Here is a 14,669-nt window from a genome sequence, read left to right on the forward strand (position 1 = left end):
TTAAAAATTTGAATTATTTAGTTGTTCTGCCCAAACTTTACTTAATGCCCAACGCTTTTTATAATTTTTAAAATAAGTAATTGGATTTTTTATAGTCTGTTTTTTATAGTACTTAAGAAATAAGGTTAATTTATAACTTTTTAATTGTTGCTTGGTTTTATATTTTAATAAAAAAAGCATAATCGTTGGTGATGGTTTAGGTATTATATCTTGCTTTTCCCACTCATGTATATGTTTTTTTCTAAAACCTCCAACTGGTGCTTTTAAATGTTTTAATTGTACTGAAGGTAAATAAATGATGTCAACACCATTGTTTCTTAATTGCATACCAAAATCTGTGTCTTCTCCAAAACCATGCTCGAAGGCCATATTAAATTTTAAGTTTCTTATTACGTTACTTTTAACAATACTACATCCAGAGCCAAAAGAATTCCATTGTATAGAGGTTTTTTGTTTTTCTATTTCATTTTCTCTTAAACAACTTAAGGTAATAGCATCATGACCTTGACCATGCATAAAATGTATTGCGTTATTTAAAATATTTTTGTTAAATCTTATATCATCGTCTGCAAAAAATGTATAATTTGAAGATACTAAATCTAGAGCTATATTTCTTGCATTACAAGCTCCTGTTTGCGATATAAGTTTATGTATTATTTTAAATGGCCAATTTTCTGTTTTTAAATAATTTAATTCCGTTTTTAAAACCTCGTTATTATTTTGCTCAATAATTATTACTTCTTTTGGTTTTAAAGTTTGTAGAGCTAAATCTTTTAAAACATTATATAAATAGGTCGCTCTTCCTATGGTTGGTATTATAACCGATACTGTTTCATTTATTTCTAATTTTTTTATTTTATTTTCCGAAGTTATAAGATTATTAAAATGCTTTCTTTTATATAAAAAGCTTTTTAGAAAAGGAAGAATTAGAATTTTCCTTTCATGTATTAAAAAATTAATGAATAATAAAAATACCCATCTTGCTTTATAATGTTCTTTTACAAATTGGAATAATTTAAATTTAGATGCTGTTTTAAAAGAAGGTTTTACACCTTGATTCTTAATAATCCCTGGTGAAGCGTAACAATATAAACCGTTATTAATTCCTAGTTTTGCTATACTATTTAAATTGTACGTAAAATCTTGATTTACTTTAATAAGTGGTTTAAACTTTAAGAGGTTATTTGCGTAAATAGCACCACAATTACTATGCATTAACCAAGTTGGATATTTTACAGTCTTATTAACGTTAATAAAAACCGAATCTTCAACGTAGCCAATTGCATTTGACAAATAATTTTTATTACCTGTAGAAACTATTGTATTAGTATTAAAAAAAAATGATTTTATTTTTTTAATATTTATACTGTTCTTATAATTATAATGAGCCCAACAAATTATACTATTATTATACTTTGATGCTAAAACAAAAAGCGCTTTTGTTGGATTAGACTCCAAAATTTCTAAAGTTAAATTAGAGTTACTATCTATTACCTCAACTACTTTATTTTTTTTATGAAGTAATATAATCATCTATTATCTTTTTATAAAAAACTACACTTTGTTTTGCAACTATTTTAGAGCTAAATCTTTTTTCAATTTTTTGTCTTGCTTCTTGAGAAAAGGATTCGCTTAATGTTTTATTTTCTAATAAATTTAAAATTTTATTAGCATATTCTTTATGGTTTGTTGGGTGGACTAAAAACCCGTTTTTGCCATTATCAATAACTTCTTTTGCCCAACCAACATTTGATGCTACAATGGGCTTTTGTAACGCCATAGCTTCTAACCAAGATACAGGCAAAGCTTCAGCAAAAGTAGGGAACACACATAAACTGGCTTGCTCTATTTGTTCTCTCATTTTAGTATAAGTAATCGCTCCTATGTAATCTACTTTATTTAATGCTGATTTTGAAAACAAAGGTTTCATTAATTCCCAAGTTGAAGGCGATTTTGTTTTGATATCTGCACTATCTTTACCTACTAAAAGCAAAGTGACATCTGGATACTGCTCATGTACTATATTAAATATTATTGGCAGTTCTAAAAGGCCTTTTTTTCTAATTAATGTTCCAAAATACAAAATCGTATTTGTATTATTTTTTATAGATGTTGTTGGTTTGAATGCTTCTAAATTAATAGCATTGGGTATCACAGTAAAAGGTCGAGATAAATTAAATAATTTATTGGTTAAATCTCCAGTGAATTGACTAACTGCTATAATAGCATCTACTTGTTTTATTGCTTGTCTCTCATGAAAACGATTAATTGCTTTTACTGGTCTATTGTCTAAATGGCAAAAATAAGTATCGCTTCCATGTTCTTTTATAATAATTGGACATTTTACATGTACAAATGAGGTTATACCTGTCCAATCTGGTGCTTCAACTAGCTCTATGTTTCCTTTTGCATGTAAACTATTGATTAACTTTTGTATTTTTTTTCGTGTCAAATACCACGACAAGCCTTTTAATTTTGGATTTTTAATTTTATAAAACTCAAGACCATGAGCTGTAAAACTAGCATCTTCATCTTGACCATAAACCAACAAGGTCACAGCGTGTCCCAACGCATGTAATGCAGTTGCAAGGTGCTTTATACTGGTTCCAATACCTCCAGAATGTCCAATACGTTCGTGTGGGTATTCAGGCGTTAAAAATGCTATTTTCATTTACTATTTTATTAATTTATACTTAATTATACAATAAATAGCTCTAACACCATCTTTCCATCCTATTTTCTTTCCTTCTTCATAAGTTCTTCCGTAATAGCTTATACCTACTTCATAAGCTCGAATATTTTTAATTCGCGCTATTTTAGCAGTAACCTCTGGCTCAAAACCAAAGCGTTTTTCTTTTAATGTTAATGATTTTATATGTTCAGATTTAAACATTTTATAACAGGTTTCCATATCTGTAAAATTCATATTGGTCATCATGTTACTTAAAAATGTTAAAAATTTATTACCTAAACTATGCCAAAAAAATAAAATACGGTGAGGATTCCCACCTTTAAAACGGCTACCATAAACAACATCTGCAAAGCCATCTACTATGGGCTGTAACAGTCTATTATATTCGTTAGGATCATATTCTAAATCTGCATCTTGTATAATAATAATATCGCCTGCCGCTTCTTTTATACCGCGATGCAATGCTGCACCTTTGCCATAATTTTTATCTTGATGAAACAACTTTATATCTGTTTCTGGGTGGGCTTTTACATAAGTTTCTATGGCTTGTACAGTATTATCACTACTGCAATCGTTTACTATTATAATTTCCTTTTCAATACCACTTATTAGTGTTACATCTTTAATTTTATTTAAAATTAAAGCAATGGTTTGTGCTTCATTATAAGCTGGTATTATTATAGAAAGTGTCTTGACTATTGGCTGCATCAAATTATAATTAAAATACTATTGTAATAAACTAAGGTGATTATCTACCATTAAATCAATAGAAAAATAATGTGATATCATAGGTCTAGTGTTTTCTTGTATTGTTTTTTTGCCTGTAATAACAGATTGTAAAAGTACACTTAATGTTTGTATATCTTCGGCTTCAAATATATATCCATTTTTACCATGAGTGATAACTTCTTCATTACCACCAACTGGTGTTGTTATTACGGGAACATTTGCGGCTAAGCTTTCTAAAATAGATAAACTAAAACACTCCATATGTGTGGGTTGTAATAAGTAATCGTAATCTTGGTAGCTAGTATTTAAGCTTGAACTACTGCCCTTAAAATGAAATACTGTATTTAATTTATACTTATTGACGAGACCTAATAATTCTGTTTTATAAGGTCCTTCTCCAAAAACATCAATTTTTAAATCTTTAATTAAAGGTAGTGGCAATGTACTAACAGCTACTATTAAATCTTGTATTCCTTTAGAAAAGCGCAAATGAGAGACCACTAAAAATCGAGGATTTTGTTTTACTCTTTCGCTAGTTTTAGGTACAATATCTTGGATTAAAACACCATTATAAATAGTCTTTGTTTTAGGCTTTAAAAAGCGTCCAAAATCGTTTATTATAGCATTACTTGTATAATCCGAAACACCAATAAACTCATCTATATGCTTCCCATATAAACGGCCTTTTATTTTCTTTTTTATTTGCTTTAGCAATGGATAACCGCCTAAAGGTCTTGGATTGTGATCCACTGCTATAATTTTTGTGTTTAATAAGTGTTTTACCTCAGCATAAAATGAAGTACACAACTCTACAAAATGCGTAATAACATGTGTATAATTAGTAGGTGTTGTTTTTATATAATTTATAAATGTAGCTTCTATAGACTGGTCTTTGTCTGCTATTATTTTAAACGCATCATACTGCCCATAGCTTACTGTATTAGGAAAAAACCAATCTATAATAATTTGCTCGGTTTTACATTTGTTATTAAATGCCCAGAAAAAATAATCCATACCACCAATACGGTTTTCCAATAATTGATAGTTACAAACTATTGCTATGTGCTGTTTTACGACCATTTCATTAATGTTTTTGCCATACGATTACTTGTACCTTTAAGCGTTTTGCTTATTTCTAACTTAATCAATGCTTCTCTGTTTTCTTTTCTTAGTTCTGGTTGTTCTAAAGCTTCAGTTAAATAGGCATGTAATTCTGTTTCATCTTTTGCAATAGCTACGGCTTTACTATCTATAACGTACTCTAAATGCACATAATTTAAAAATAACTGATCGTTGTATAAATCATTTGTTTCATTCCCAAAAACCGTATAAATTACAGGTTTATTAAACAACATAAAATCTAATCCCATTGTAGAACACATGTTTATATTTAGACTGGAAAACTCTAAAATAGACCGTAAGTCTATAACATCTTCAATTGATGGGATGCGCTGTGACCAAGACTCAACATGATTGTTTCTGGCTAGTTTCCATTTTGGAATATTCCATTTTATCTCTGGGAATTTTTCTTTTAATGGTTCAAATCTTAAACCATCTTCTGCTGGTGACGTTCTAACTAATAGTTGCAAGTTTAACTTAGGATTATTGTTTATATACTGCATTACTGAAGCAATATGTACTGCATCATTTGCGCCAATTCCAGCATCTGCACAACTATAACAAATCACTTTTTTAGAAGCATCTAAATTAAATTTCTGAAAGAAATTAGACTTTTGGGTTTTGTATTGTTCCATCACATAAGGCTCAAACTGTGGCGTACCAATAACTTTTACATTTTCGGGTATCGTATTTGGATAAAAGTGGATTAACTCTTTTTTCATTAAATCACTCCAAACTAAATAGCTGTTAAAACTTCCCATCATTCTTCCTTTAGAAGCCAAATTATCCCAGCTAAAAATAAACGATGTTGTATGTATTTTTAAAACATTAGCACAATATAAAAATGGTGCCAAGTATGGTGGTCTTTGGTGAGTAAAGAATAGTAAATCTGGTTTACTTTCTTTTAAAATGCTTAAATAACGCTGTGTTATGGTATTATTTTTAAAAGAGTTAAACTGAAGTTTTTCATATTTATTTATTGCTTTTTCTGTATGATATATTCCTGCAATTTTATAGGCGATTTTAGTAAGTATACCACGTTTTGTATTCTTTTTTGGATAGCCACGTTTTAAATTGTTATTAATGCCATAATAATTTTTATGAAGCGTCATGTGCGCAACTTCTTTAAGTTTTCTATAAAACCATGTTATTCTACTTTCGGTAAAAATTTCTAATTCTTTTACCTCTATATTTTCTGGAAGTGTTATTTCTTTATAATTTTCTTGTGGCAAACCAGAATATATAACAACTTGGTTATACGCCTTAGAGATTTCAGTTAAAAATTCGCTTAACACAAAGTTTCTAAAACCAACGCCATCTGTAATAACAATTCCTATTTTTTTCATCAATTATAAAAACTTGGTTTTACAAATAGCTTCGGCTTTTTCCCAATCTTCAAGAGTATCAATATTTACATGGGTTTCTTTACTGGAAAGTACATAAGATATTGAATTTCCAAATAAAGAATTATCTTTTATAATAGTATCTGTTTTTGTTAAATAAATACTGCCATCGCGATGGTATGCTTTTGGTAAATCTTGCCTCCTGCTTATAATAGTTTTTTCACCGGTAGCAATATTTAACTCATTATTTTTATTAGCCTTGAATGTCCAATGCGGATTAAATTCGTGTGGCACTTCCAAGACAGAAATTAAAGAGTCGGTTTTTGCTTCTACAAAAGTTTCAATTGCTTTTTCTAAAAAAGCAACAGTTCTAAACGGACTGGTAACTTGCAACAAACAAATAGCATCAAACGTTTCGCCTTTTGTTTTATAAAACTCTAATGCATGTTGAATTACTCCTAAAGTTGGCGACTTATCTTTGGAAAGATTTGAAGGTCTTTTAAATGGAATGTTTATTCCTAATGACTTGGCAACGTTTATAATTGCGTCATCTTCTGTACTTAAAATTACTTTTGAAAGTAATGTACTTTTTGAAGCGACTTCCCAAGTGTATTGAAGTAATGGTTTTCCTGCTAACATTTTAATGTTTTTACCTGGAATACCTTTTGATCCACCACGAGCTGGTATGATGCCAAGAATTTTCATTTTAATACGTAATGGTTTTATGAAACTCTAAAGTTACACTTGCCAATGTTTTGGCTATTTTTTCACCTGCATTTCCATCTCCATAAATAGATTCTGATGTAATGTTAGTATTAGAAATACGTTCTTGAATGGCTGCTTTTATTTTATTTCTATTGTAAGCAACATCTGTTACATTATTGCCACGTTTTCTTCGGTTTTGTCGTGTTCCAATATTTACAACTGGTACACCTAAATAAGAACATTCTCTAATGCCTACACTAGAGTTACCAATTAAACATTGACTATTTACTAATAATTTTAAAAAATCATTTGGTTCCATATTCTTAAAAAAATGAATATTTTTTGGCTGATTTATTTCTCGAAAACTTCTAATACCACTTGATGTACCATCTGATCCTGCATCTACATTTGGCCAAAACCAAAAGGTTGGTATATTTAATTCATTTACCACTTCTAATGTTTTTGTAACGTCTTCTCTTGCAGACCGATATTCTGTTGTTACTGGATGTTGCATGACAACTATGTAACCATCTTTCCAATTAATAAGCTCACCAACACCACCATATTTTTCAAACGGATCGAAATCTAATGTTGGATTGTTTTTAATTTGCTGTGCCAAATCTATTGACGGACAACCAGTATTAAAAACAGTTTCTGGTCGTTCTCCCATTTTTACGACACGATCGTAGGCATCTTGCGAAGCTACTAGATGAATATCTGCTAGTTTAGTATTGGCATGTCTTACTTTTTCATCAATATTACCAGTTACTTCGCCACCTTGAATATGAATTAATGGTATGTTTTGATAAGAAGCTGCAATAGACGTTGCAATGGTTTCAAAACGATCTGCAATAGTGACTACCGCATCTGGTTGTAGTTTATAAAACACGTTAGACAATTCCATAACGCCTAAACCAGTGGTTTTTGCCATTGCTGTTGGGTTTTCGCCTTCTAAAACCATGAATACTTTCTCGGCAATTTCAAACCCATCGTTTACTATAAAATCTACTGCATTGCCGTATCTTCCTAATAAAGCAGAACCAGCAATAACCAATTGCAACTCTAATTCTGGATGATTTTTTATTGCTGTTAGTGCTGTTTTTATACGACTATACGAAGGTCTAGCTGTTACAACTACGCAAATTTTTCTTTTAGCCATTAAACTTTCTTTTTTAGTATTCTTACTTTATATTTTAAATTGGTTAGCACTTTGTGTTTTAACCAATATAGGTATTGTTTCGTATTAGGTTTTATAAAGATAACCTTTACGCCACCTTGATAATCTTTTACATCAAAAAAACCATCTGCAGGATTCTTTTTCAAGGTCACAATATGGACATTTATACAGTTTGGAAACATTTTAACCATAGTTGCTTCTTGGTCTGACCTATCGCCTTCTATAACAATTATAGAATCTTCTTTTAAATAGTATTTTACTACATTTAGCGTATCGTCTTTGCCATCTATAATCACGACATCAAATTTTTCGGTTTTCGGTATGGCTTCTATATTAGCATGGATTTCTAAATGATTATAACTGTCTTTTAGGTTTGTTTTTAAACTGTTAAGGCAAAAATCGTTATTCTCTGTTCCTACATATTTTAAATTAGGATTAAACTCGTAAACGGCACTAAAAATTGTACCTATTCCTAAACCTACTTCCAATACAGATTCACATTTGTTGTTTTTTATGCACTCTAAAATACGATAAATTGAATGCTCTTTGGCTATATGTTGGCTGCCTTCGTATTTTGAATATTCTATATACTTTCGCTTGGCTATTTTGCTAATACTACTCATTAAATATATTATTTCAAATCTTTATTATTTAAAAAACCCCATTGTTGTAATGGCTGTTTTAGTGTTTTGCCAATAACACTTTCGTAATCACTAGCATCTATTCCTAAACCTTTTGGTTTTTTAGCTTCTAAATCTTGGAATGTTATAACGTGTCCTTCTGGACAATCTTTATTTACTGAAAGGGATTTTTCAAAAATATGCTTTAATTCAGTGAACTGTTCGTTTTTATTTTTATCTATTGGATTATTTTGTGCTGTATTAATATTTTTAACCGCTTTAACCAATTGTGAAGTTTCTTCCATTGTTAAAGACGATTTGGCGTCTGGGCCAAACATGTCTTTATTAAATACTACATGAAACTCTAACAATTCTGCGCCTAAAGCTGTTGCTGCAATACTAGCTTCTATAGATGATGAATGGTCTGAAAAACCAATTGGTACTTGATAACGTTGCTTAAATTCTGTGATAACATTTAAACCATATTGCTCAGGTTTTGTAGGATAAGATGTTGTGCATTGCAAAATGGAATAGTCTACATTTCTATTATCTAAGAATTTCACAGTAGCATCTAGCTCTTCAAAAGAACTCATACCAGAAGATATAATTACCGGCTTTCCTGTTTGTGCTATTTTCTCTAGCAGTAAAAAATTATTCACCTCACCAGAACCGACTTTATAGCGCTTTACGCCTACTTTTTCTAGTAAATCTACTGCTGCGTTGCTAAAAGGTGAACTCATAAATTCTAAACCAACATCGTCACAATGCGCTTTTAGTTCTTGCCATTGCTCTAGCGTAAATTCCATACGCTTCCAATACTCTAAACGCGTTTTATCTTGTTTAGAGAATTTAACACGAAAAGGTTCATGAATACTACTTTCTGCTTCGGCAATATGTGTTTGAAACTTTATGGCATTTACTCCTGTTTTAGCCACAGCATCAATATAAGAATGCGCCATACCTAAACTACCGTCGTGTGCTTGTGCTATTTCTGCTATAATGAATGTCATTTATTTCTTTATTTTTTTTGCAACTAAACCATAGCTCATTCCTATTGATTTTTCATCTTTTTTCTCTAAGAACCATTCTATTTTCTTTTTAAAAAAATCCTTATAATTTTCTGGTTTCCTATTTTGATATTGTGTATCTACAATTGCATACTCTAACACTTCAAATCCAGCTGTTTTTAAAAAATCTTTTACAATATGTTCCCATGGAGTAAATACGTGATATTCTTTTAAATGTTTTTCTTGAAATGCATAAAGCGAACCTTTTAGAATTAAATTAATTATATTCTTACTGCTTCTTGGATTTGGTGTTGACAAAATTAAATAGCCATCACTTTCTATATGATTACTAATATTTTGTAATGCTAATAATGGATTTGGCAAATGCTCTAGCACTTCGAGTAAGATAATTATTCCTGGCTTAGATATATTATCTGGTGCTGGATTATTTAAATCCCATAAAATTGAATAATCCATTTTCTTATAAAAATCAAAAGGTTGCCATATTCCATTAATTTCTTCAATATGCTGTTTCATATTGCCATAACCTGCTCCTATATCACTTACAACATTATTTGGTGCTTTAGTAAAGTACTTATTTAACATAGTTATACCAAAAACAGATCTGTTATTATAAATTTCAATTTGATTTTTCATCTATTTTAGGTTTATTATGATTTCCAATATATCTTGGTTTCATCCAATTTCTTGTAATTATTTAGCTCTTTAAATTTTAACCTACTACCAATAAAGCATTTAGGCATATGTATTATCAAATCTAAAATAGCTAATAGTATTGCTTTTAAAGCTTTAAAATCGCCTTTAAACACTTTTAATTTCAATTGCATCCACATTGTATATATAAATTTTTTTGGTATTAAAAGTAAGGGATAATACATGAAATACAAATACCAGCCAGACCTTAAAGAGCGTCTTAACCTAGTGGTATAATCTTGATTCATTTTTCTAGACTTCACATCAACGCGATGATGGATAAAAAACGCTGGGACATACCATACTTCCCATTTATTTTTAAACAATTGATAACTTGCAAACTCCTCTTCGCCATAAAACACAAACCAATCTGGGTAATTTGGTATACTTCGCCACGCATCCATACGCCAAACATGACCGCAACCTACAAAACCTTTTACTCTTGTATTATCCGAGGTATCTGTAAGGTTATTAGGTAATTGTTTTCCCCAAAAAATCCTACCTGCTATTACTGCACATTGACTATTGTTCAAGAAAAAGTTCTCAATAATTTCTAAGGGATTATTAGTAACAATATGAGCATCATCATCTAAAGTTATAGCATAATCTGCTGTGGTTAAATTTAACAAACGGTTTCTACTAAAAATTAAGCCTTTACTCTTTTCATTTTTTAAAAGTGTTATACCTTTATAACGGTCCTCAATATAAGTATAAGTACCATCGTTAGAACCGTCATCACAAATTATACATTCTACATCTTTAAGTTCTAATAAATAAGCAATTTCATTTAAAGTAATTTTTAAATCTTCTAGTCTGTTTTTTGTAGTGATTAGTATGGAAAATTTCATGAATTAAAATCTATATCTTTTCAATTATTGATTTTAAATATTCAATACTCAAATAAGATTCTAAATCTTTACGGTTTAAACTCTCATCTTTGTTTATACTCCAATTTAAATACATTTTTTCTATTAATTCAACCATCTTTTTAGTATTATTAACCTCAGTAATAAAAGAATAACCACTTCCTAAAAGTCTTCTAACCTCACTTTTTTGTGGACTAATGGCTAAAATAGGTTTATTAGCATAAACACAATGTGGAAATTTACCTGGTAAAAAAGGACTGATTTCTGAATTTGATTCTAAAATAATATTTACCGAGACGTTATGCTGTAATGTATTAACTATTTTAAAAGGGATACTTTCTAAATGTAATTTTAATTGCGGTAATAATTTTGATTCTTTTTCGAGCGTTTTTTTATGATAACTTGCTGGACCAATTAACAACAATCTAGAGTCTTGTTTCGCTTTTGGGTTTGCTTTTAAAAATTTTTTATAGGCATTTATTAATGAAAGTGGTGGTCGTTGCTTCATTAAATTTCCTGCATGCAGTAAAGTGAATGTATCTTCATCTAAAAGTGAATTAAACTCACCTAAATCTTGTAAAATATCTATTTTTAATTGCTGATGCGGTATTATCAACCCTGTGTCTAAGAACTTAGGAAAAAATTGTCCCATCCATTCTTTTAACAGTTGACTTGGAAACGCTGAGTATTTGGCAGATTCTGAAACTGTCCTAAAAAACTCCTCTTTTTGTTTATATCCAGCCTCAACCCAATTATACGGTTTAGGATAATAATGAAACGGATAAGGATCATGCACGTAAGCCAACCACTTATTATATAGTTTTGGTAAACTTAACATGGCATGATGCGGCCTAAAACTAGCGCCTTGACTTAAAGTTATTATTAAATCGTGATTATTATAGTGTTTATTTATAGTCTTTGTAATGCTTTTAGAATCGTTATAAAAGGTAAACGAATGACCAAATATGCGCTCTAAGTTTGTAGAAATATTAATTTTTGTAATCCTTTGAAATACACGCTGTGCACGACTTAAAAAATAATATAGACTACTTTTATTTTCTTTAATATTAATACAGTTTATATGAGGTAGTAGAATATTTTTTCGTGTATAATGTAATACTGTTACAGTATAATTACATAAAAGTAAAGCGTTAATTAATGCTACATTGGCTTTTGCACCACTTGTTGCATTGACATCTATAGATTCTGCTATAACTAATATGTTGTTTTTAATATTCATACACTTACCAATTGGCTCTCCAATCAATATTATTTTTTACAATTTTCGTAGGATTTCCTGCAATAATATTATTATTAGTTTTAAAACTATTAGTTACAACACTTCCTAATCCTACTATATTTATTGAACATTTTTTACGCCTGGTGCAAACTTACAAGATGTACCTATATAATTATTATCACCAATTTCTATATCTAAATTCTTACCTGTTTTTTATGTATTGAACCATGCGTCCAAAATTCAGAATTTTTTCCTGCAATCCATGAATCATTTCCAATAGTTATGTTATTCCAAACATCGAAATAGTGATTATTTATAACTCTGGAATTATTTCCATTAGCTATTTTTACATTGTCACCAATGATTACCTTTTTACAATTAATATAGGCTTTACCAATTGTAACATTTTCACCTATTTTATAACCAAAAATGTTTTTTAAAATTACTATCTTCAAGAATGAAAATGGTAAATATTTTAATAGTTTTAAAAGTATAATATTTAATTTCATATTTTTTATCTTTGGCTACTCCTTTTAAATATTCGATAAAAATATAAACGTAGAGGAAGTGTTTTTTTAAATACAGTCCATTTTAATTTTTGAAATTTACTAAAATTAAGTTTAGCACAAATTTTGTTAAATAAATTATACTCCTTATAATTCGCGGAAATTTGCACGAAATAATGAATAATACTTTTCGAAATAAGTTTTTTTTCCTTTAAATTATCAAGTACTAAAAGTATTGCATTAATGTAAGATTCTACTCGAATTGGATTAATATTATAAAATTCGCCAGTATTGGAGTTTTGATGCTTCCTATTAAAGTATAAAACATCCTTTATTATTATTCCCTTAAAGCCATTACTAATAATTTTTATATAACACTCCCATTCCTCTGCATAATGTAGATCTTCATTAAAGCGGATTTTACTAAAACATTCTTTCTTCCATAATACTGTGCATGAGGCTAAGCCTATTTTTCCTGTTACTATGTCTTTTAAATTGGTTTTATCAATCAAATCTATTATTTCAGTTTTTGTATTTTGAAATTTAGGTTTTTCTTTAAAAAAAGATTGTTTTTGGTAGTGACAAAATTCAACTTTATTTTTTTTAATTTCATTATGGGCTATTTCTAAAATATTAGAATGAACCATATCATCATCATCAAAAAAAATAATATAATCACCTTTAGCTAAATCTAATCCGCAATTGCGGCTACCGCATAATCCTTTTTTATATTTTTTTGTTCTTTTTATATATTTAAACCTATTATCTTCTTTTAATAAATTTGAAATAACTTCTTCTGTATTATCTGTTCCTCCATCATCAATAATTAAACACTCCCAAGCTTTAAATGTTTGTACACTTATACTATTTAACATCTCTAGAATAAAATGTTCTCGATTATAAGTTGCCATTATTATAGTTATAGTTGGCTTCATTACTTTTTAAAAAAAGAATATTTAATTAAAGTTTTAGCTATATTAAAATCTATAACATTATAAAAATTTATTCCAATTAATACAGATCTAAAAAAATTAAATTTCCTATCAGAGTTATACATATATACACTTAAAATACTTTCTAAAAATACTTTTTTTACTAATTTTTTATTTTTGAAATTCTGAAATTCTGAAATTTTATCTATAAATCTATTTATAGTTTTTAAATTATTAGTTATCCAATCAAAACTGATTTTTTGATGTGTTAATATATTAGTTTGAAATGTTGATATAACTAAATAATCTTTCTCTAATATTGACCTTGAAAAGTCATCAAACATTCTTTTAGTTTTTTTTACAAAAAGTTTATTTTTATTTTCATTGACGGATATACTATTCGTTAAACTATTATCATGTAATCTATACCTATATAATTTTTTGTTTAATTGATAAAATTTGCTATGAAGCGAAGCTCTTAACCAAAAATCATAATCTTCTACCAAAAAAAGCTTTTCATTATATCCTTGATTTCTGACAAAAACTTCTTTTCTGTAGAGGAAACAAGACCCAATCTGATTCCCAAATAATATATTTTCTTTACTTTTATATAAAACCTCTCTTTTAAATAAACCATCCGAATATATCATATCAACATCGCTATATACTAAATCGGTATCATTATTTTTCATAGCTTTCAATAATTCTTCTATAGCATTAGCTTTATATAAATTATCATGACTTGTCCAACTCAGAAATAATCCGTTTGCCGCTTTGTGTCCTACATTTAAACTTGCAGGTAACTTTAAATTAGTTTTGTTATTAATTAATTTAACTCTATTATCTTTTTTTTTAAAGCTTTGAATTATCTCTAAAGTTTTATCTGTTGAACAATCATTTACTATTATTAACTCAATATTTGAATAAGTTTGAGCTAAACAACTTTTAATAGAATCTGAAATAAATTTTTCCCCATTATATACTGGTAATACTATTGATATTAAATCTTTCTCTAACAT

Annotated in this window: 15 protein-coding genes; all 15 read right to left on the bottom strand. The window is 28.8% G+C overall.

What is annotated here, in order from left to right; genetic code table 11:
* Positions 1 to 1,533 (bottom strand): glycosyltransferase family 2 protein, encoded by a 1,533-nt coding sequence (locus tag BM549_RS06470; RefSeq protein ID WP_290469521.1) that lies wholly within the window; start codon positions 1,531 to 1,533, stop codon positions 1 to 3.
* Positions 1,514 to 2,671, bottom strand: coding sequence for a glycosyltransferase family 4 protein (locus BM549_RS06475; protein WP_290469522.1), 1,158 nt, complete (start codon positions 2,669 to 2,671; stop codon positions 1,514 to 1,516). The genes BM549_RS06470 and BM549_RS06475 overlap by 20 nt, the downstream gene beginning before the upstream one ends.
* 3 nt (positions 2,672 to 2,674) lie before the next feature.
* Positions 2,675 to 3,400 (bottom strand): glycosyltransferase family 2 protein, encoded by a 726-nt coding sequence (locus BM549_RS06480; RefSeq protein WP_290469523.1) that lies wholly within the window; start codon positions 3,398 to 3,400, stop codon positions 2,675 to 2,677.
* An 18-nt stretch (positions 3,401 to 3,418) separates the two neighbouring features.
* Positions 3,419 to 4,501, bottom strand: coding sequence for a glycosyltransferase family 4 protein (locus tag BM549_RS06485; RefSeq protein ID WP_290469524.1), 1,083 nt, complete (start codon positions 4,499 to 4,501; stop codon positions 3,419 to 3,421).
* Positions 4,492 to 5,886 (bottom strand): hypothetical protein, encoded by a 1,395-nt coding sequence (locus tag BM549_RS06490; protein WP_290469631.1) that lies wholly within the window; start codon positions 5,884 to 5,886, stop codon positions 4,492 to 4,494. Before BM549_RS06490 ends, BM549_RS06485 begins: the two co-directional genes overlap by 10 nt.
* Positions 5,887 to 5,889: 3 nt before the next feature.
* Entirely contained in the window at positions 5,890 to 6,588 is a 699-nt protein-coding gene (locus BM549_RS06495) for an acylneuraminate cytidylyltransferase family protein (RefSeq protein ID WP_290469525.1), read from the bottom strand.
* Between the two features lies 1 nt (position 6,589).
* Positions 6,590 to 7,747, bottom strand: coding sequence for a UDP-N-acetylglucosamine 2-epimerase (gene neuC, locus BM549_RS06500; RefSeq protein WP_290469526.1), 1,158 nt, complete (start codon positions 7,745 to 7,747; stop codon positions 6,590 to 6,592).
* A complete protein-coding gene (locus BM549_RS06505; protein ID WP_290469527.1) occupies positions 7,747 to 8,388 on the bottom strand; it encodes a methyltransferase in 642 nt (213 codons plus the stop codon). The genes neuC and BM549_RS06505 overlap by 1 nt, the downstream gene beginning before the upstream one ends.
* Before the next feature lie 8 nt (positions 8,389 to 8,396).
* Positions 8,397 to 9,395: an N-acetylneuraminate synthase family protein gene (locus BM549_RS06510; RefSeq protein ID WP_290469528.1), complete on the bottom strand. Its 999-nt coding sequence runs from the start codon at positions 9,393 to 9,395 to the stop codon at positions 8,397 to 8,399.
* Positions 9,396 to 10,049, bottom strand: coding sequence for a class I SAM-dependent methyltransferase (locus BM549_RS06515; RefSeq protein ID WP_290469529.1), 654 nt, complete (start codon positions 10,047 to 10,049; stop codon positions 9,396 to 9,398). It lies immediately after the preceding gene.
* A gap of 14 nt (positions 10,050 to 10,063) precedes the next feature.
* Positions 10,064 to 10,954: a glycosyltransferase family 2 protein gene (locus BM549_RS06520; RefSeq protein WP_290469530.1), complete on the bottom strand. Its 891-nt coding sequence runs from the start codon at positions 10,952 to 10,954 to the stop codon at positions 10,064 to 10,066.
* Positions 10,955 to 10,964: 10 nt separating this feature from the next.
* On the bottom strand, positions 10,965 to 12,239 hold the full coding sequence (locus BM549_RS06525) for a UDP-glycosyltransferase (protein WP_290469531.1): 1,275 nt from the start codon (positions 12,237 to 12,239) through the stop codon (positions 10,965 to 10,967).
* A 167-nt stretch (positions 12,240 to 12,406) separates the two neighbouring features.
* Positions 12,407 to 12,667 carry a hypothetical protein gene (locus BM549_RS06530; RefSeq protein WP_290469532.1) on the bottom strand — a complete coding sequence of 87 codons (261 nt, stop codon included), beginning with the start codon at positions 12,665 to 12,667 and terminating at the stop codon, positions 12,407 to 12,409.
* 59 nt (positions 12,668 to 12,726) lie between these two features.
* Entirely contained in the window at positions 12,727 to 13,653 is a 927-nt protein-coding gene (locus BM549_RS06535) for a glycosyltransferase family 2 protein (protein WP_290469533.1), read from the bottom strand.
* A complete protein-coding gene (locus BM549_RS06540; protein WP_290469534.1) occupies positions 13,653 to 14,669 on the bottom strand; it encodes a glycosyltransferase in 1,017 nt (338 codons plus the stop codon). The genes BM549_RS06535 and BM549_RS06540 overlap by 1 nt, the downstream gene beginning before the upstream one ends.

Origin of the sequence: Lacinutrix sp. MedPE-SW, assembly GCF_001874145.1 — a bacterium.
Taxonomy (GTDB): Bacteria; Bacteroidota; Bacteroidia; order Flavobacteriales; family Flavobacteriaceae; genus Lacinutrix.

Excerpts from the sequence above, each read along its gene's own strand:
- BM549_RS06470 (WP_290469521.1), bottom strand. The coding sequence starts at position 1,533 with ATGATTATATTACTTCATAAAAAAAATAAAGTAGTTGAGGTAATAGAT.
- BM549_RS06475 (WP_290469522.1), bottom strand. The coding sequence starts at position 2,671 with ATGAAAATAGCATTTTTAACGCCTGAATACCCACACGAACGTATTGGA.
- BM549_RS06480 (WP_290469523.1), bottom strand. The coding sequence starts at position 3,400 with ATGCAGCCAATAGTCAAGACACTTTCTATAATAATACCAGCTTATAAT.
- BM549_RS06485 (WP_290469524.1), bottom strand. The coding sequence starts at position 4,501 with ATGGTCGTAAAACAGCACATAGCAATAGTTTGTAACTATCAATTATTG.
- BM549_RS06490 (WP_290469631.1), bottom strand. The coding sequence starts at position 5,886 with ATGAAAAAAATAGGAATTGTTATTACAGATGGCGTTGGTTTTAGAAAC.
- BM549_RS06495 (WP_290469525.1), bottom strand. The coding sequence starts at position 6,588 with ATGAAAATTCTTGGCATCATACCAGCTCGTGGTGGATCAAAAGGTATT.
- neuC (WP_290469526.1), bottom strand. The coding sequence starts at position 7,747 with ATGGCTAAAAGAAAAATTTGCGTAGTTGTAACAGCTAGACCTTCGTAT.
- BM549_RS06505 (WP_290469527.1), bottom strand. The coding sequence starts at position 8,388 with ATGAGTAGTATTAGCAAAATAGCCAAGCGAAAGTATATAGAATATTCA.
- BM549_RS06510 (WP_290469528.1), bottom strand. The coding sequence starts at position 9,395 with ATGACATTCATTATAGCAGAAATAGCACAAGCACACGACGGTAGTTTA.
- BM549_RS06515 (WP_290469529.1), bottom strand. The coding sequence starts at position 10,049 with ATGAAAAATCAAATTGAAATTTATAATAACAGATCTGTTTTTGGTATA.
- BM549_RS06520 (WP_290469530.1), bottom strand. The coding sequence starts at position 10,954 with ATGAAATTTTCCATACTAATCACTACAAAAAACAGACTAGAAGATTTA.
- BM549_RS06535 (WP_290469533.1), bottom strand. The coding sequence starts at position 13,653 with ATGAAGCCAACTATAACTATAATAATGGCAACTTATAATCGAGAACAT.
- BM549_RS06540 (WP_290469534.1), bottom strand. The coding sequence starts at position 14,669 with ATGTTAGAGAAAGATTTAATATCAATAGTATTACCAGTATATAATGGG.